This window comes from Bacteroidota bacterium (assembly GCA_016715945.1).
Classification (GTDB): Bacteria; Bacteroidota; Bacteroidia; order Bacteroidales; family F082; genus JALNZU01.
In genome coordinates, this window is the sequence record JADJXJ010000001.1 from 1,830,522 (window position 1) to 1,849,358 (window position 18,837).

Here is an 18,837-nt window from a genome sequence, read left to right on the forward strand (position 1 = left end):
TCATCAATTGAATTATTCACAGGAAATCAACCAAGCACATAATTTTAAAAACTGAAATCATGCCTGAAATGTTAAAATTTGAGCACCCAAAGGAACAGTCGAATATCATCAAAGTTATTGGTGTGGGAGGAGGTGGCTCCAATGCCGTGACGCATATGTACCGCCAGGGGATCAAGGGAGTGGACTTTGTGTTGTGCAACACCGATGCCCAGGCACTCGATGTGAGTCCGGTGCCCAACAAGATACACCTCGGAAAACGGCAACTTGGCGCAGGCAACGTCCCCTCGGTTGGCAGGGAAGCTGCGCTCGAGACCATTGATGAAATTCGTGATCTGCTTGAGCCGCACACCAAAATGCTGTTTATCACCGCCGGTATGGGTGGCGGAACAGGTACTGGTGCGGCACCTGTGGTAGCCTCCGTGGCCCGCGAACTCGACATTCTGACGGTGGGCATCGTCACCCTGCCCTTCAGCTTCGAAGGCCGGCGCCGCCGCCAGCAAGCCCTCGAAGGCATCGACGAGCTGCGCAAATATGTAGATACCCTGCTCATCATCAGCAACGATAAACTGCGTGAGGAATATGGCGACATGAAACTCACCGATGCATTTAAGAAAGCTGACGATGTGCTCACCATCGCCTCCAAAAGTATTGCCGAAATCATCACCGTGACCGGCTACATCAACGTGGACTTTGAAGACGTGAAAACGGTGATGAAGAACAGCGGCAAGGCCATCATGGGATCGGCCAGGGCCGAGGGCGAAAACCGTGCCATCAAGGCCATAGAGGAAGCCATGCGCTCACCTTTGCTCAACGATTCGAACATCGCAGGCGCCAAAAACATCCTCCTCTACATTACTTCGGGCAGCGAAGAGGTTACCCTGGACGAGGTACACGAAATTACCGACTACATCCAGAGCATCTGCGGTGATTCGGCCGAAGTTATCTGGGGCAATGGTGAAGACGACAGCCTGGGCAACAGCATTTCCATCACCATCATCGCCACCGGCTTCGACAGTGGTGAGCCCATTATCCCGGAAAAACGGCAAGCTACCAAGGTGTTCGATATCAACGGCAAGGAAATCACCAACACCCAGAAGCCACAGAACACACCAATAGCAACTGCTCCAGCCGAAACCCCTCAGCCCATCAGGCACGTGCTCATGCCGGAAAGCAGCAAGGCTGAAGCACCCACTCATGAAACCAAAAAAACCATTGAAACTCCGAAGCCGAACAACCCGGAAGTAATTATCCACAAACTCTTTGACGAGTTAGAACCGACCATTCCCAGCGCAGTTCAGGCCCCGGAGGCAACGAGTGCCACAGAACCCGAAACAGAGTCCGAAACTGAGGAACCTATCACCGTAAAAATCAAAGATGCCAGCGAACTTCCATTGGAAGTAACCAATATGGATCCGCAGGTAAAGATTCGCGACAACAGCCCTCAGGAGTTACCTACACTCCGATTCAGTAACCCGGAAACCGAGTTCAGCCATATAGAGCGCAATTCGACCGACCGTAAGGCCAGACTTAAAGCCCGTTCGAGATTTCTCCTTTCCGACGAGGGTATAGAACAGCTTGAAAAACAGCCTGCCTACCTGCGCAAGGGGATCAACCTGAGCGAAAATGAGGAAGAAGAGCTTTCGAGATACAGCGTTAACAAAGAAACAGGCAAATTCTCCCTCCGCCCCGACAACCCTTACCTTCACGACAATGTAGATTAAACAGGGGAAGCTCATGGAATTGGAAAAGAAAATCAACGACGACATCAAACAGGCCATGCTGACCAAGGACAGCCGCAAGCTGGCTGCCCTGCGTGCAATCAAAGCGGCCTTGCTGCTCGAAAAAACGGGCAAAGACGTATCGTCGGGCATCATCCCTGATTCGGTGGAGCTTAAGATGCTTCAGAAGCTCGTAAAACAGCGCCGCGAGGCTGCCGCAATCTACACCCAGCAAAATCGTCCCGACCTGGCCGAGGAAGAAAATTATCAGGCAAGCATCATCGAAGCCTATCTGCCCGCCAGATTATCAGACGAAGAGCTACGGGCTTTGATCGCACGGACCATCGAAGCTACCGGCGCTCAGAACATTAAAGATATGGGCAAGGTGATGGGCATCGTAAGCAAAGAAATCGCCGGACGTGCCGACAACAGCCTTGTTGCAACCATTATCAAAGAAATGCTGTCTTAAAAGCAAGACTTTCGGGTCTGGAACGAATATCCGGGGTGGATATTCCTTTTGCCGGGACCAAATGGTTCCGGCATTTTTACTTTACGATTTCGGCAATGAACAAAAGTGGCTGCTTATCGGATAAAAAAAAGACCCGGACAAAATATCCGGGCCTCTATTTTTGTGCTGCTTGGTTTTTATGCGCCAAGCATTACGCGTTTGAAAGCAACAACGGTGAGTTCCTTGTCGGTTTCGCTCAGATACTGGCGAACTGACTTTTTGTTGTCGCGGATAAACTCCTGGTTGAGCAGGGTGTTTTCGCGATAGAACTTACCAAGTTTTCCGCGGGCGATTTTTTCGAGCATGGCTTCGGGTTTGCCTTCGTTGCGGGCCTGTTCCATACCGATTTCAATCTCGCGGTTGATCACTTCCTGGGGTACGTCGGCTTCGTCGATAGCCACAGGATCCATAGCAGCAACCTGCATGGCAATCTCGCGACCAATCTGGTCGAGGCCATCGGCCTTTTTATTGAAACCAACGATGGTAGCCAGACGGTTTCCGGGATGGATGTAGGCTGCAGTGAACGGTGCTTCGATTTTGAAGAAGGCGCCCATATCAATTTTTTCGCCAATCACGCCGGTTTGGTCGGTGAGGGTGTCGGCTACTTTACGGCCGTTCAGCTCGAGGTTCTTCACAGCTTCGGCATCCTGGCTTTTGCTGGCAATGGCCAGATCGAGGATGCTGTGGGCATATTTGATAAAGTCCTGGTTCTTTGCAACGAAGTCAGTTTCGCAGTTAATCATAACAACAGCGGCATAGCTGTGGTCGTCGGAGGTTTTGGCCAGCACAACGCCTTCGTTGGCTTCGCGGTCGGCACGTTTGGCAGCTACTTTCTGACCTTTTTTGCGCAGGATATCAATGGCCTGTTCCATGTCGCCATTGCTTTCTACAAGGGCGTTTTTGCAGTCCATCATACCAGCGCCGGTGATTTTGCGCAGTTCGTTTACTTGTGCAGCAGTGATGCTCATTGTATAATAAGTTTTAATTATTTCTTGGCTACAGGGCGGCGCGGACGTTTTGGCTTGTCGGTCTTGGCTTCGCCATCTTCTTTGTTTTCCTCGTCTCCTCCGTGCTGCATGAATGATGTTTCTTCAGCCTCTTCTTCATCGCCATGGTCGTCGGCACCCTTGTCCTTGCTGAGCTTGCGCTCGTTGAGACCCTCTTCGATGGCCTGAACCATGGTTTTCACGATAAGTGAAATCGACTTGGTGGCATCGTCGTTGCCCGGGATGGGGAAGTCGATGAGGTTGGGGTTGCAGTTGGTATCCACGATGGCGAAGGTGGGGATACCCAGCCTGCGGGCTTCAGCAACGGCAATATGTTCTTTGAGGATGTCCACAATGAACAGGGCCGAAGGAAGGCGGCTCATGTCGGCAATCGAACCCAGGTTCTTCTCGAGTTTGGCGCGCTCGCGTTCGAGTTGTAGGCGTTCGCGTTTGGAGAGGTTCTGATACGCGTCGCTTGCAATGAGCTTGTCGATATTGGCCATTTTGCGCACTGCCTTGCGGATGGTTGCAAAGTTGGTGAGCATACCGCCGGGCCAGCGCTCGGTTACGTATGGCATGCCAATCTTGCTCACTTCTTCAGCCACAATGGCTTTGGCCTGTTTCTTGGTGGCTACAAAAAGCACTTTTTTGCCCGAACGTGCCAGTTGGCGGAGGGCATTTGCAGCTTCTTCAATCTTAGCCTGGGTTTTGTAAAGGTCGATGATGTGGATGCCATTGCGCTCCATGAAGATGTAAGGAGCCATGTTGGGATTCCACTTGCGGCGCAGGTGACCAAAATGTACGCCTGCATCCAATAATTCGTCGAAGGTAACTCGTGACATAATTTGTTTGTTGATGTTTACATTCACTAAAAGCAATTGGTGAGTAGATCTTTCGCAGACATCTCACCAATTTGGATACTAAACACTTTTCAGAAGCTGCAGGATTAGCGTTTGCTGAACTGGAACCTCTTACGAGCTTTGGGGCGACCGGGCTTTTTACGCTCAACCATACGCGGGTCGCGGCGCAGCAGCCCTTTGGCTTTGAGCACAGGACGAAACTCGGGGTTGATGGCACAGAGTGCACGGCTGATTCCCAGGCTGAGGGCTTCGGCCTGTCCGTTGAATCCGCCACCGTCGAGGTTCACCTTGATATCGTATTTGCCAAGGTTGTCGGTGAGTGCCAGGGGCTGCTCCACTTTGTAGTGCAGCATGGGGGTTGGAAAATATTCCTTGAAGTCTCTTTTGTTGATTGTGATTGTACCGTTTCCGGGCTTCACATATACGCGTGCTACGGCTGTCTTTCTACGGCCTAAAGCGTTCACTACTTCCATGCGATGTATGCTTTTTTAAAAGGTAATGGTCTTAGGTTGCTGGGCCTCATGTTTATGTGTGGGGCCAGTGTACACGTGCAGGTTGCGGAATAGCTCTGCTCCCAGCCTGTTTTTGGGGAGCATACCTTTGACGGCGTGCTCAACCACGGCAACAGGTTTGTGCTTCAGCTGCTCGCGGACAGTGCGGAAACGCTGACCCCCCGGATAACCGGTATGCCAGACATACACCTTTTCGTCGAGCTTCTTTCCGGTGAGCTTCACCTTCTCGGCGTTTACCACAATCACGTTATCGCCACAATCGCTGTGGGGAGTGTAGGACGGTTTGTGCTTTCCGCGGAGGATCTTGGCTACTTCCGATGCCAGGCGACCCAGCACCATGCCCTCAGCGTCAACCACCACCCACTCTTTGTTGGCCTGCTCTTTATTCACGCTGACCGTTCTGTAACTCAGAGTATTCATCTAATTTCGTGTTTCAACCTTATGTATGCACCTATTTCTCCCAAAAGGGGGTGCAAAGATAGAAAGTATTTTTTATTCCAACAATTTTGCTGACAACATTTTGTTGAAAAACAGTTGTCAACAAGTCGCAACCAAACTCCCGGCCGGCAATCGGCCCCGGCACAAACTTATTTGATGTCGCTGAGGGCAATGCCATCAGGTAGGCCTTGCGGATAACGGGCAAACTTCCACAAATCAGCCTTGCGGATGTCCTGATTCGTATAGCTGGTGGCCTGATAACTTCCTGCAGTGACCGAACCGGTTACGATGAGGTTCATCGGTATGGTGAAAATGGAAAGAAAACCCGAAGTGACCGGAGCTACAAACAAGCCATAAATGGGAATTGACCAGCCATACCGGCCGGGGGCGGCGTAGCGGAGTTTGAAGGTGGTGACCCGCTGCAGGGGCACGGCTTCGCAGCGCGACTGGTTATGAAATGCCTTGTCGGTAAGCACGTAGATGCTGGCCGAATCAACTGCTAATAGCTCGCCGTAAACGGTCGGACCTGCCTGCTGGCTGAGCCTGACAAACGCACCATTCGGACTGTTGCCAAGGTTGTCGAGTTTAGGCAGATAGGCCGGCACGTGGGCACACGACCAAAGCAAAAGAATGGCTGCAATGGCAATGATATGGTTAATTTTCATAGTAATGCACTGTTTTTGTGTCGATTCGTGAACCCCAGAACGCATCTTCCATGGCTGCTTCATACGTTTTGTAGGCTTTGGCCTCTTCGCGCAGGTATTGGCCCGGACGGGTAATCATGGTCCGAAGCCTGGCCATATTTTTCATCCCCAGCCAGTTGTCGCGCATCCACTGAATATAGTAACCCCGGCTGCTCAGGAAAAGTGCATAATCGGAATTGTCGGGCAACTCATAAATCAGGCGAAACTCATCGCCGGGCATCGACAGCAACACCTGATCCGAGCTTTTGAGTTTTTGCAGGGCTGTTTGATCCGGCACTCCCTTATATAATATTTCGGCAGGTTCTACCACTATCGGTTGAACCTCTTCCAGGCCGTAAGCCAGACTTAGATGGTCGATGCGCCAAAGTCCGTGGTTGAGACGCAATTTAACCCTGACCTTTCCCGAAACATCGCTGCCAAAAGGTACCACCTGCTTGTTGATGGCAACGGGGCCGGTTTCGTACACACTGCCCTGAAGCTCCCATTTTTCGGTGGCCTTGTTCCACAGCCAGACTTCAATTTCGCCCAGTTCGCCATGTATGCCGCTGTTGAGCTGTGAACGCAGCCCAGGTTCAGATTCAATTTTGGCAAAAACATCGCTTATTTCATCTCCCATATATTGCAACGCATTGTAGATGAGATAGGTGGTCATTAAGGTTTGGCGAAAATGAATGTAAAGACCAGCATTGGCCATGCCCGGCTGCGCCTCAAATTCTGCGATGAGCTCCTGTTTGCTGCTCAGGTTGTGTTCGTCGGCCAGCGAAAACCATTCCTCCCCATCAGGTTTTGCGAGTTTTTGGGTGATGTTGATTTCACCTTCGCTTGCAAGCAGGGGTGGAACCAGGCTTTTTGCACGGTAAAACTTATCGTTGCGGGCATGCAGGATGTGCTGGCCGGGCATTCGGGCAATGGCAAGCAAACTGGCCTTGCGGACTACATGGGTTTCGAGCGCCTCGTTTTTCATGGTGAGGGCAAACCGGCCTTCAACCCGAGGGTTGTTGAGTGCGTCGATGTCGGTATATTCGAGCGAGGGGCTGATGGCATTGGAAAACCCTTCGGCATCTGCCTGATGTATGTTTTGGTGACCGTCCATGTAGAAGGTGGGACAAGATCCAAAGCAGGCTTTCGGATTGGTCCAGCAGATGACCCCTAGGGCAAGATTGACCCCAGTGAGTATGGCCATTGCCGTGATGCGCTGCGATTCGGGATTGACCAGCTTACGGTTTGTCTCGAATATCAGGATGCTGTCGATCGCAAATTCCTGAGCTCCACGTCTCAGCATATTGCGGTTGAAGTCGTACAGGGTGCCGTATCCCCGCACGAGGCCAGCCATGGTGTCGATTTGCCATTCCTGCGTCAGCACGTACACGTTACCCGAGACGTGATGGGCTTTCAGGAATGGTTGACCGTCTGACTTTTTCATGTCGTGAAGCAAGGCATTCGCCGAACGGTAGGACGACCTGAACTGATAATTGGAACATCCTGTCAGTAAAGCAATTAAAACGAGGGTTGGTAGGAGTTGTCGCATCCAGTGGCGATATGAATCTGGCCAAAAGTAGTGTTTTGCAAAAACCATAGCAAAGCCATTGCATTTAATAACAAATAATTATGATTGTGGCATCAATGAAACTCGCGAAACATCTCGTGAATGCCTTTGTGCACCTCGTACCAGAAACTGAGGGCGGCTTCTTTGCTGTTGGCTTCAAACTGCTTTAGCCAATATTCGATGTCGCTGTTTCTGACACCATCTTCGTTGTACTTCTTGAGGAGGAAATTATGCACAAACTGGGCATTGCGTTTCGATTCCCAGAAGATGGCCGAGTTGCGGCTGTTGATGCGTGTGGCTGTGAGCCTGAGGTTGTGCAGATAAGCATCCTTGAGGCCAAACAATTTATCCACAAGATCGGGGATGATGTCTTCGGCCCAGCCACGGTGGAAGCGGCAGAAGCCCATATTGTCCATCATGAGTTCGTGGATGGTACGTCGGGCATTTTCGCGGCCGAGTTCGCGGGGCGAAAGGTAATCCTTGCCGTAGTTCATATAATATTTCCCCATGATGGCCATGGGTGAGAGTACACCAGGGCTCCAGTACTGGTTGGGTACAATCCAGCCCTGGCGCGCAAATCCCACATGGACAAAACGGTCCATCACCTCATGACCATAAATACGGGCCAGCCTTCGGGCAAACTTTCTGGCTCCAAGCGACAGGTCGATATGCCCGCCCGGTGTTACCATCGCGTCGAGCAGGGCTGCCCCGATTTGTGCGTTGTGCATGGAATGCTGCACGACATCGAAACCATCAGGCGTAAAATATGGCACATCCTCAAGGCCAAACACCTCCGGTTTTATCAGACCATCGTGCATGCAATCCATCAGCCATGCCAGCACCCCGCCAACCGAAATGGCGTCGAAGCCGTAAGTATCTGCTTTCTGGTTGAGCAGCTCAGCCGCGCGCTGGTCGAACACCCCGCTAAGCGGCCCCATGGTCTGATAAGGTTCGTAATCCTTTTTAAAGTGATTGTGCATTTTTTTACAAACTGCCACACATGGCTCACCACAGTTTTTCTGTTGTTTGGTGGCAATGGTTTCCTCGTTGAACTGCTTCAGATAGTGATCGAGAATAAATTTCTTGTGGATTTCGAGCCGCTGCTCCCTGGTCATGTAAATGGTCCGGTAATTGAAAGCTATGATGCGCTCGTCGATGGTGGCAAAATTTACCCCAAATGTGCCTCCGGTGTTGAAGTTGGGATCGAAGCGATATTTTGTGGTTGCTTCCAGGTCTTTGGCAGCTAGTTTCTGGTTATACTTGGCCTGAAACCACTCATCGGCCACCTTGCGGTCGCGGAAGTCTTCGTCCATCACCGTACCTCCGTAAATAATGCCAACAATACCGTGTTGCTGGAGCAGTTTGGTGCCAAAACCACCGCGGCCGGCCCAGCAATCCACATACGTGAGTTCACCTCCTTTTTTGACAGGGGCCGAGGCAATGCCGCCAAAATCGGTGTACAGTGAAGCCTGTCCGGTTGCGAGCACACGAGGTTCTGTCTCGTATCGCTCACCAAATTTCTCGAGCGCATACTGCATTACCCCGTAAACCCCTCCCCTGCCGTGCGACCAGACCGCATGAAGATCTACCGGGTACAGTTCAACCTCAACTTCCTCGCCATGGTTTCGGTTCAGATACAAAATACTCGGCGAAAGGGCCTTTCCGATGATGCTCATCATATTGATTCCCAGATTGTCGAACACCAGCGCAGCTCCGCCCATTGAAGAGATAAAGAATCCATGCCAACAAGGCGATATGCCTGTGAAAATGAGGCGGTTGGAGCCTGGAAAGATGCTTCCGGCAAGCAAACCGGCACCAATATTCAGACTGTTGTACTTGTGCGACAGGTGTATGCCCAGGTCAACCGGACCAAAAAAATCGCCCAATTTATAACGATTTACCCGGTAGAAACCATTGGAGGCATCCACCATCAACGACTTAATGTATTGAATCATTATTATTTAAATAAAATATTCACGCTTTAGCTATCATATTGTAAGCTAAAACTTTTTCCTGGTGCCATGCCCATGACCATCGAAAAATCTTGAAAAAACTACCCGGTTTAGCGACCTGATGAATGATCTTTAATGATACCTTAAGGTTGCTGTAGGAACCCAAAGGCGGACAATTCACCGAAAAACAGCAACTTTGCAACATCAGGATATTCTGACAGACAAATAAGGCAACATGAAAGTAAGGCTAAAGCTGCTTGACCGGTTTTTGACTTTGTGGATCTTTCTGGCGATGGCTGCCGGGGTGCTGCTTGGGAAGCTTTTCCCGGAAATTGCCAAATTTACGGACGCGCTCTCGGTAGGCGCCACCAACATCCCTCTGGCCATTGGCCTGATCCTGATGATGTATCCACCGCTCGCCAAGGTTGATTATTCGCTGTTGCCCATGGCATTCAGGAACATAAAGGTTATGTCGTTTTCGTTGTTTTTGAACTGGGTAGCCGGACCAATTCTGATGTTTTTGCTGGCGGTGTTGTTCCTTCGCGACCATCCGGGCTACATGAGCGGACTCATATTGATTGGTCTGGCGCGATGCATTGCCATGGTCATCGTGTGGAACGATCTGGCCGGAGGCAGCAGGGAATATGGCGCCATGCTGGTGGCATTGAACAGTGTATTTCAGGTGGTTACGTACAGTTTTTATGCCTGGCTGTTTATCAACGTTTTGCCTAGAGCTCTGGGCATTGGTGAGTTCGACATTCATGTGCCCATGAACGAAGTGGCAAAAAGTGTGGCCATATATCTTGGGATACCGTTTGCAGCAGGTTTCCTCAGCCGGCATTACCTGGTCAAATATAAGGGCATAGAATGGTTCAACCGGAAATATGTGCCGTTCATCTCGCCCATCACACTTTATGCCCTGCTTTTCACCATTGTGGTGATGTTCAGCCTGAAAGGCGATAAAATTGTGGAGCTGCCCTTTGATGTGCTCAGGGTTGCCGTTCCCCTGGTACTGTACTTCCTGTTAATGTTTTTCATCAGCTTCTTTGCGGGCAAGGCCATGAAAATCCCTTACGATACCAATACCTCCGTAGCCTTCACAGCCACAGGAAACAATTTTGAGCTGGCTATTGCAGTTGCTATTGCAGTATTTGGCATCTATTCGCCCCAGGCCTTTGCCGGCGTCATTGGTCCCCTGGTTGAGGTTCCGGTGCTCATCCTGCTGGTCAAAGCCAGCATTTATCTGAAAAAGAAATACTACCGCAATGTTTGACCAGATCCGTGAGTTGATTGTCGGGCTCGATACTTCCGGCATACCCGACGAACGCAAGCTATTGCTTGATAATCTTGCCGGGCATGTGCGGGCAAAACTCGCACATGGAAGGGTGGCCCTCAGTTTCATCTGCACCCACAATTCGCGGCGCAGCCACCTGGGGCAGATCTGGGCGCAAACCATGGCAGCTTTCCACGGTTTGACGGCCGTTGATTGTTACAGCGGTGGCACCGAAGCCACTGCTTTGTTTCCTAAGGTTGCCGAAACACTCGAAAACCAGGGTTTTCAGCTTATCCAGCTGAGCAAAGCACCCAACCCGGTGTATGCCATTAGGTACAGCAATGATTTTCAGCCTGTTATTGCTTTTTCAAAAACTTACGATCACCCTTTTAATCCCCGCTCCGGATTCATTGCCGTTATGACCTGCGACTCGGCCAATGAGGCTTGCCCGGTAGTTTTTGGCGCCGACATGAGGGTCCCCATCCTGTATCTCGACCCCAAAGTGTCGGATGGCAGCCCGCAAATGGATAGTGTGTATGCCGGGCGCAGTTTGCAGATTGCCAGAGAGATGAAATATTTGTTTGAATCGGTGGCGAATCCGGCAGATCGCCTCTCTTAATCCGGTCACATATCCAACCACTTACGGAATTCAGCTGTGCGGGCTGAGCTCACCCATTGCAGTTCGGGGGTTGGAGGCTGAAGGCTGATCGCAATACGGCTTTTAGGCATCAGGTGTAGCCGGCCGATGGCGCCAAAAGCAATGATATACTGCCTGTTGATCCGAAAAAATTGCCGGGGATTCAGCACATTCTCAAGCTGATCGAGCGACAAATCCAGGGGATAGCTCATGCCGTCGGAAGTGCACATGAAGACGTTTTTTTCCAGGGCATAAAAATAGGATGCCTGATCGATGCCGATGCTTTTTATCTTGTCGCCAACATTCACAAGAAAACGTTCCTTGTAGGCACGTTGCCTCAACTGCATCTGCTCGAGCAGCAGATCAAAATTGATAGTGCCGGGTTTGCGGATCTTATCAAATTTGGCCAGAGCTGCTTCAAGGCGCTGTGGCTGAATGGGTTTGAGCAGGTATTCTATGCTGTTGAGTTCGAATGCCCTGAGGGCATATTCGTCGTATGCGGTAGTGAAGATGATGAAACTTTCGGGCTGAACCTGCCTGAAGATGTCGAAACTTATGCCATCGCCGAGCTGAATATCGAGAAAGATGAGGTCGGGAGCCTGATGTTGCCTGAACCATTCAATGGCTCCGGCCACACTGTCGATCGTACCCTGGATGCGTATATCGGGCTTTAGCTGCATCAGCATGGCCTCAAGGCGCTGGGCGGCAAGGGGTTCGTCTTCGATGATGAGCGCCCGGATCATAATTCAACTTCAAGCAATGGCAAACTTACTCGAAAAATCCCACTATCTTTTTCAACCACAACTTCTTTGGTAGTGTAAAGCGCATAACGGCCGCTGATGTTGTTCAGCCCTTTGCCTGTGGAAGCTACCCCTTGCCTGGGCTGCAGGTTGTTTTGAACCACAAGCCGTCCTTCGTCAATAAACACACTGATATACAACGGCTTGTCGGCTGTGATTACATTGTGCTTGATGGCATTCTCTGCAAGCATCTGGAGGCTTAGGGGTGGGAGTGCAAGGTGAAAGGCCGATTCAGGTATCCTGACATCCACGAGCAGGTTTTGCCCGAAACGGAGTTTTTGCAATGCGAGGTAGCTGTTGAGCACCTTCAGTTCGTCGCGCAACAGGCTGAATTCCTTTTCGCTGCTGCTGAGCATATAGCGCAGGAGGTCGGACATATGGCCGATGTATTCCACGGCCTTCGGGTTGTTTTCCACCAGGCTCGACAGGCTGTTGAGGCTGTTGAACAAAAAATGGGGATTGACCTGGGTGCGCAGCGCTTCGTAACGTGCCGAAATGTTGTCGCGCTCAAGCCGGGTGGAGCGACCGAAATGAAATTTCCACTGGCGGTAGAAAAACACCGATTCGTGAATGGCAGTGATGAGGTAAGTGATAAGCAGGGTGGTAAAAATGGCCATAATAAAGGTTTGCCCATCCTGTGTCGCAAAAAGGTCTTTCTGGGTGAAAAAAATAATGCCGCTTACAATTAACGTGTGCAGGGTGATCAGGATCACTTCGAGCACAAGGTGCCTGACAGGCTTTTCCTGCCAGGGATACTTTTTCCATAGATAGGACACGATAAACACGCAACCAATCCAGATTGCAGCTGTGTTAAGTATCCCGGATCCTATACCAACAATTGCGGATGAGGCATCAGCATATTCATTGCTGATCAGGTAGATAAGCGAGATAAAGAGGCCAACGCCCAAAATTAGCAGCAAATAGTTCCTGGTGAACCAGTTGAAGTCGTGCTCCTCCGCATCAAAATCAGATTTCCTTTTCATTCTTGGTCTTTTACCTTGTAAAAATACAGTCTGAAACCCCACTAAACTATTTGCTGTCGTATTGGATTATTCAGGCAATTGTGATGGTGCATTTGCCGGATGCTGGCCGCTAAAATCTGACCCTGTAGAGAAACATTGGGACAAAACCCTGCTGGTACACATAATAAAGCTCATTTTTCCTGGGATCATAAGCTTCCATAAAGATACTCCGGTTGCCGGTGATATTCTGTAAATCGATGGCCCATTCCTGCCACAATTTTTTTCCGTTGCTTTTGAGCCCGATACGAAAATCGGAACGGATATAGTCATCATACTTTTCTTCGTAAGCCCGTGACCAATCGCGTACTTCCTCGCCTTTTTGCGCAGATGCAACGAAGTCGACCGGCACAGTGCGCCTGCCCCCTGCCCAAACGAACTTCCCGTCGAGGGTGAGTGTTAGCTTTTCGTTCAGCTTAAGTTCGTAACCTCCGAGGAGATTGAACACGTAATTGCCATTGAATGCCGTATTGCGCCAGATGCCGTCGTAACCGGTGTATTTTGAGTCGAAAACCGAGGCGGTGAACAACATATACCATCCTTTGCTCAAAAACTTTTCCACAGTAAGCTCAAGGCCATAGTTCTGGCCTTTGCCTTTATTTACCAGGCTGTCTATCCTGGGAGTACCAAACTGGTCGCCAAAGTTGAGCATCGAGAACTCCGGGAAATCAGGCTTTACGGGTGCATCAAAAAGGTATTGGTAATAAGCTTCGGTCTTGAACCTGAATCCTTCGCCAAGCAGTTGCTGAAATCCGATCACCTGATGCAGGCTTCGGGTGAGCTTCAGGTCTTCGTTGGTGCGGATGTAGGTGCCCGATTGTGGCAGATAAGCCTGAGAAAAATATACCGACCTGGGCTGCAACTGGCTATGCAGTCCGGCTCCTGCTGTGAGCACGGCTGTTTCGTTGAGCCTGTAATTCAGTCCGATGCGTGGCTCAGCCACGAGCTGCTGATTAATTGCGGCATACTGAAAGTTCATCCCGGCATTTGCACTCAGGCGCTGTCCGAAGTTTTGGTGCAGCTGGCCATATGCCCTGTAGAGCATCATCCGGCCCTGCACATCCGACCTTGTGATAAATTGCTGGTAGCGTTTCGAGAATACACTGTCCACATAATCGAGTCCGAACACATCCACATTCAATCCGGCCAGGTAACTGGCATTTGCACCAAGCTTGCCACGCAGCTGGGTGTTGAACGACAGTTTGGACTCCTTTTCGTAGCCCCTGTAGAATGGCTTGAATGCATCGGTAACCACCGAATCGAGTATGGCCTCGGAATAGGTGCGTTGCCACGAAAGGGTGGAGCGCAGCCTTGTTTTGGCAGAAGGAAACCATGTGTGGGTGAGCCCGACCACCCCCAGCCCCGATCCGAAATCAGTGGCAGTTCCGCGGAAGTTGTACTGATTGGCAGCGGTATCGCTCAGATCGCGGCCAAGACGGATCAGGCTCTGCCCCCACAATCCGATAACTTTGAATCGGCCGTACTTTGTTCCGGGCACATCCATCACGAATGTCAGGTCTTTGTAGCGCGGCACTGCCGATCCTGTACCTACGTCGAAGCCCAGCTCGTTCATCAGCTCAAGGGTGGAATAACGGAAGTTGGCAAGGTAGGATGCCTTCTGTCCATTGCCTGTGCCAAAGACCGGTCCTTCGGCCCCCAGCTCGAAACCGTTGAAACCGATCTGGCCAAGAAATTCGTTTTTTGCCGGATTGCCGCTGCGCAAATTGAGGTCGAACACCCCTGCCAGTGCATTTCCGTATTCAGCCGGAAAGGCTCCTGTCAGAAAGTCGCTGTTCATCAGCAGGTTATTGTTCACCATGCTCACCGGACCTCCGGTTGTACCAAGTGAGCCAAAGTGGTTAGGGTTTGGTATTTCGATGCCTTCCATCCTCCAAAGCACCCCGGATGGCGAATTGCCGCGGATAATGATGTCGTTGCGCGAGTCGTTCTGGGTCATCACACCGGCATAATTGGCCACCATGCGTGCCGGATCGCCAAGGCTGCCGGCAAAACGCTCGGTTTCTTCCACAGTGAAAGCCCGGGCACTTACCAGGGCCATGTCGTTGATGGTCTGCTCTTTGGGCTTGGCCGAGCTGACTGTAATCTCACCAAGACTGACTGGGGCTTCGTGCAGCAAAACCTCAACCACAACCTCCTTTCCACCAGTGACCAAAAGATTACGAACGATTTGCGGAGCATAGCCTACATAACTCACTTCAATTGACTGGCGCCCTGCCTGCACAGCACGAAGCACAAATAAACCGTTGAGATCGGTGGTTGTTGCAATCGCCGTTTCGCCCAGCAAACGTACGTGGGCACCTGGCAGAGGCTGGGTAGTAATGGCATCGAGCACCTTGCCGCGTATGTTTTGAACCTGTTCGGGAGCTTCGCCTGCATACAGGGTAGTAGCTACGATCAATAAACAAAAGAGCGAAATGTGAATAGTTTTCATGGTTTTATATCATTGATGCGGCAAAAATATCCTGCACAATGGCGTTAGAAAACTTAAAGCTGACGAACGGGAAAAAGAGCGGATGAAAGCCGCAAATCGCTCCCCGGGTCGAAAAAAAAGCCGGAAGGCTTGAGGCGATCCGGCTAGGCTTTTGTTTCTGATCAGGTTATTTTCCTGAAGGCACCTGGTAAATCAGCGAACTGTTCCGGTATCCCGGCAGATTCTTGTACCAGTCGGGAAATTGCACGCCACCACTCATGGCCCATTCGGCAAACTTGAGGTGAACGCCCAGAATGTCCTGCTTCTCAATCGGATAGTCGAACGATTCGTAAATATTGATGGCCCAGGGATGGTTCTTGTCGGTCACATACCAGCGTCCGGTTGCAGGATTGCTGTCGTCTTCCCACTGGCCAAAAAGGCTCATGTCAGCAAGGTCGGTTGGTGGGTAGTATGGCAGGTGCACCTCATGGCTCCGCACGTTGTTGACGATGATGAAAGGATTGAAATTGCCGATATCCACCTGCGCTGCGGTGTACGTATTAGCAGGGAGATAAATTCTTATCTCAAGCTCTACTGGTTCAACGTATGAAGCCGAAGGGTCTGTATTTACCCCAATACCTGTACCTGGGTATGGCATTTCGTTGTAGGCGTTATCGTAAACAATGATGGTGGGTTTTGACTGCCCCGCTTCTGTACCGTTGGCATTGAGGCTAATGTAATTTTCAGTAAGACTTGTGCCTTCCACAAACAAATCATCTGCATTGATGTTGCTGCTTAGCTGGAACCCAAATCCATTCTCGAAAGAGGCCCCAAAAGCTCTAATCTTGAATTTACCAATAATCAGGTCAACGTAATTTCCTGTGTTTGAAACAAGTTCGAACCTATAGTCCAACACAAGATCATTGAAGTCGTAATCTCCTTTTCCGGGCCAAAGGTCCTCAAAGGCCAGCGTGCCATAACCTGTTGCAGGGAAGAAATTATCCACAGGGATATATTCCCCGGTAAAAGGCAGGCTTACAGTGCCAGTGCTTGAACTTTCGAATCCTGCATTATCCTTCGACCTGAATGGTATAATCACAGTTACAGGGCCGTTTATCGGATCGACCTGAACACTGTTTGCCAACACTCCTCCACTGTTAACATTGATAATCACACCACCAGAAGGGAAGGATGTGCTTGTGTAGGTAGCAGAACCAATTTTGATTGAGGTTGCATTAGTCGGGAACGATATAATACGAATAGATCCGACCACGCCATCAGGGTCATCGAAAATAAACAGATTGTTTGTAACCGGTACAAAAATTTCACCACCAGGATTCTCCTGTATATCCGCAGTGCTGTTACCTGTCGTAGGCAATTGCTCGATAGCGAAGTTAACGTCCATTGTAATCTGATTATTTACTACCGAGGCCACTAACCTGCCATCGGGCGTACCATCACTCCCGGGAGTAGTTCCCACATTTTCACCGGTATTGACCCATCCATTGGGCAATTGCACTGGTGGTGCAGGCTGTCCCACTGTTCCCTGCACCGTACTTATGAGCACAGTATAGCTGCCGTTTTGCAAATTGTTGAAACTGTATGTTCCGCCGGATGATACAGCAACTGATGCAACGACTAAGTCGGCCTGATCAAGCAGATTTGCATACAAAGGTGTGCCAGATGGTGAGCCGATCCCATTACCGTTTACAAAGTTATCGCTCATTCCGTCGGGATCATGATACACATTGCCGCTCAGTCCTCCAAGTGCCTGGGGCATAGTGAATGGGAGATACACATAGCCAGTATTCGTACTTGGGAAGTTTGCATTATCGATTGCAACGAAAGGAATGGCAACAGTTACAACACCATCAAGAGGGTCAACGGAAATTGCCTGTGTAGGGTTGCCAACGGATGAAGAAGGTATAGTTATTCCCTGCGCAGGAAAACTTCCGGAATCATATGTACTTCCATTGATTGTGATCGTAGTAATCCCTGTCGGAAAAGCGGTAATCTTGATAGACACAACATCTCCATCAGGGTCTGTAGCTTGGAAAAGGGCTGCTGCAACCGACACACTAATTGTTCCACCTGGGTTCTCCTGCGCGGCTTCGGTATTTGTTGATGCTATGGGTAGCCTTTGAATACCAAAATTGACATGCTGTGTGATTGTATTTGGTTGAACAATTGTGTTGATCATGCCATCAATTGTTCCGTCGTTGCCTGCACTCGTGCCCACGTGTTCACCTGTATTGACCCACCCTGCAGGAAGAAGGGTCAGAGGGGCCGTATTTCCAGGCGTACCCGAAACAGTACTAAGTTGTACCTGATAACTACCTGCGCCAACGGTAAATTCCCAGGTACCATTGTTGTTCACCGGTTTTGTCTGCAACACCATACCCCCGCTGTTAAGCAGATTTACATATAGCTGGGTTGAACCAGCCGCACCCACACCTGCTCCATTTACAGTATTGTCGGTCAATCCGTTAATGTCATGAAAGACATTACCCATTAATCCACTTGGATTCGTATTGCATATCGTACCATTGCAGTTCATTACTTGATGGAACTCAGCCGCTGTGAAACTGGCCAGCTGCAGCGATGTTCCCGACTTAGCCGACACTTGTTGATTTTGCAGACTTGTCAGGGTGTAAGTGATAGCAAATACACCGGCTTTACCACCGCCAATGTTTTTCACCCCATCAATTTTAAACCCTTGGAAGGGCGTTGAAGCCCCCAGGTTCGGACCAAGATCAATATTGGTGTAAGTCATGGTGCCCTGACGTACCTGTACACTTACATTTGAGTAAGTTCCGGGAACAGCCTCAACGGAGTAGTGTGAAAGTGCCTTGCAACTCGGACCACCGCAACCGTTGTGCTCAACACGCAACACAATAGTATAAGTGCCATTACAGTTTTGCACTACCGATTCGATAATCGTTGTAAAGCCACCACCATTGCTTTTGCTAACCTCGCAAGTTACAACGGCGTTTGCGCTCATGCCTGCTGCAAAAAACAATGCAACAAGGATGATTGACTTGATGAAAAAACCAATATCTTTCATTGTATTCAGGAGTATGATTTACAAATTAACTGAATAGGAACTCACACCAGGTTGCAAATAAAGGGCGCGCTCAATGCCCTGAAACTTGATCTTTAGTAAAGTCTCGTAAGCAGGCAGAGTGATTTTCATTGTGTAATTTGCTCCTGCGGTTAGATATGCCCTCTGATAAACAACATTGTTATTCCCATTTACTACCTCGGTCAAGCCACTGTTGCTGCTACTCAGGCTGATTGTTAGATCGCGAGTGGTCTTCCAGTCAAAATTTGCCGGCACCTTCAGCTCCTCCATGCTCTTTGGCTGGTTGGGCTCAAAACGGTCTTTGCGGCAGGAATATAGCGAGGCAAGCACCACGATCATCACAAAAAATGCAATCTTTTTCATATCTGAAA

16 protein-coding genes are annotated in these 18,837 nt (G+C 50.1%); 4 read left to right on the forward strand and 12 right to left on the reverse strand.

The features are described from left to right. The first annotated feature begins 68 nt into the window (after nucleotides 1–68). Together ftsZ and IPM52_07035 are read left to right on the forward strand one after the other, a co-directional pair. Nucleotides 69–1,721: a cell division protein FtsZ gene (gene ftsZ, locus IPM52_07030; GenBank protein MBK9291362.1), complete on the forward strand. Its 1,653-nt coding sequence runs from the start codon at nucleotides 69–71 to the stop codon at nucleotides 1,719–1,721. A 13-nt stretch (nucleotides 1,722–1,734) separates the two neighbouring features. After that, nucleotides 1,735–2,187 (forward strand): GatB/YqeY domain-containing protein, encoded by a 453-nt coding sequence (locus tag IPM52_07035; protein MBK9291363.1) that lies wholly within the window; start codon nucleotides 1,735–1,737, stop codon nucleotides 2,185–2,187. Between the two features lie 176 nt (nucleotides 2,188–2,363). Here the strand turns inward: IPM52_07035 and IPM52_07040 are convergent, their stop codons facing one another. The 7 genes from IPM52_07040 to IPM52_07070 all read right to left on the reverse strand — a co-directional run bounded on the left by IPM52_07040 (nucleotide 2,364) and on the right by IPM52_07070 (nucleotide 9,227). Beyond that, a complete protein-coding gene (locus IPM52_07040) occupies nucleotides 2,364–3,194 on the reverse strand; it encodes an elongation factor Ts (GenBank protein MBK9291364.1) in 831 nt (276 codons plus the stop codon). A 17-nt stretch (nucleotides 3,195–3,211) separates the two neighbouring features. Continuing rightward, nucleotides 3,212–4,054 carry a 30S ribosomal protein S2 gene (gene rpsB, locus IPM52_07045; GenBank protein MBK9291365.1) on the reverse strand — a complete coding sequence of 281 codons (843 nt, stop codon included), beginning with the start codon at nucleotides 4,052–4,054 and terminating at the stop codon, nucleotides 3,212–3,214. A gap of 104 nt (nucleotides 4,055–4,158) precedes the next feature. Continuing rightward, nucleotides 4,159–4,545, reverse strand: coding sequence for a 30S ribosomal protein S9 (gene rpsI / locus IPM52_07050; GenBank protein ID MBK9291366.1), 387 nt, complete (start codon nucleotides 4,543–4,545; stop codon nucleotides 4,159–4,161). A 15-nt stretch (nucleotides 4,546–4,560) separates the two neighbouring features. Next, a complete protein-coding gene (rplM, locus tag IPM52_07055) occupies nucleotides 4,561–5,004 on the reverse strand; it encodes a 50S ribosomal protein L13 (GenBank protein MBK9291367.1) in 444 nt (147 codons plus the stop codon). 167 nt (nucleotides 5,005–5,171) lie between these two features. Then, nucleotides 5,172–5,687 carry a hypothetical protein gene (locus IPM52_07060; protein MBK9291368.1) on the reverse strand — a complete coding sequence of 172 codons (516 nt, stop codon included), beginning with the start codon at nucleotides 5,685–5,687 and terminating at the stop codon, nucleotides 5,172–5,174. Next, nucleotides 5,677–7,254, reverse strand: a complete 1,578-nt coding sequence (locus IPM52_07065; GenBank protein ID MBK9291369.1) for a hypothetical protein — start codon at nucleotides 7,252–7,254, stop codon at nucleotides 5,677–5,679. The genes IPM52_07060 and IPM52_07065 overlap by 11 nt, the downstream gene beginning before the upstream one ends. A gap of 92 nt (nucleotides 7,255–7,346) precedes the next feature. After that, nucleotides 7,347–9,227 carry an aldehyde ferredoxin oxidoreductase gene (locus IPM52_07070; protein ID MBK9291370.1) on the reverse strand — a complete coding sequence of 627 codons (1,881 nt, stop codon included), beginning with the start codon at nucleotides 9,225–9,227 and terminating at the stop codon, nucleotides 7,347–7,349. Between the two features lie 232 nt (nucleotides 9,228–9,459). Here IPM52_07070 and arsB point away from each other — a divergent pair, with 232 nt between their 5' ends. Both arsB and IPM52_07080 read left to right on the forward strand, forming a co-directional pair. Continuing rightward, entirely contained in the window at nucleotides 9,460–10,497 is a 1,038-nt protein-coding gene (gene arsB / locus IPM52_07075; protein ID MBK9291371.1) for an ACR3 family arsenite efflux transporter, read from the forward strand. Beyond that, nucleotides 10,490–11,116: a protein-tyrosine-phosphatase gene (locus IPM52_07080; protein MBK9291372.1), complete on the forward strand. Its 627-nt coding sequence runs from the start codon at nucleotides 10,490–10,492 to the stop codon at nucleotides 11,114–11,116. The genes arsB and IPM52_07080 overlap by 8 nt, the downstream gene beginning before the upstream one ends. Nucleotides 11,117–11,121: 5 nt before the next feature. Here the strand turns inward: IPM52_07080 and IPM52_07085 are convergent, their stop codons facing one another. The 5 genes from IPM52_07085 to IPM52_07105 all read right to left on the reverse strand — a co-directional run bounded on the left by IPM52_07085 (nucleotide 11,122) and on the right by IPM52_07105 (nucleotide 18,829). Then, nucleotides 11,122–11,877, reverse strand: a complete 756-nt coding sequence (locus IPM52_07085; protein MBK9291373.1) for a response regulator transcription factor — start codon at nucleotides 11,875–11,877, stop codon at nucleotides 11,122–11,124. Beyond that, nucleotides 11,874–12,917 (reverse strand): histidine kinase, encoded by a 1,044-nt coding sequence (locus IPM52_07090; GenBank protein ID MBK9291374.1) that lies wholly within the window; start codon nucleotides 12,915–12,917, stop codon nucleotides 11,874–11,876. Before IPM52_07090 ends, IPM52_07085 begins: the two co-directional genes overlap by 4 nt. 109 nt (nucleotides 12,918–13,026) lie before the next feature. Further along, nucleotides 13,027–15,405 carry a TonB-dependent receptor gene (locus IPM52_07095; GenBank protein ID MBK9291375.1) on the reverse strand — a complete coding sequence of 793 codons (2,379 nt, stop codon included), beginning with the start codon at nucleotides 15,403–15,405 and terminating at the stop codon, nucleotides 13,027–13,029. Nucleotides 15,406–15,571: 166 nt separating this feature from the next. After that, nucleotides 15,572–18,448 (reverse strand): LruC domain-containing protein, encoded by a 2,877-nt coding sequence (locus tag IPM52_07100; protein ID MBK9291376.1) that lies wholly within the window; start codon nucleotides 18,446–18,448, stop codon nucleotides 15,572–15,574. Between the two features lie 18 nt (nucleotides 18,449–18,466). Further along, complete coding sequence (locus IPM52_07105; protein MBK9291377.1) at nucleotides 18,467–18,829, reverse strand: hypothetical protein; 363 nt, start codon at nucleotides 18,827–18,829, stop codon at nucleotides 18,467–18,469. Nucleotides 18,830–18,837: the final 8 nt, after the last annotated feature.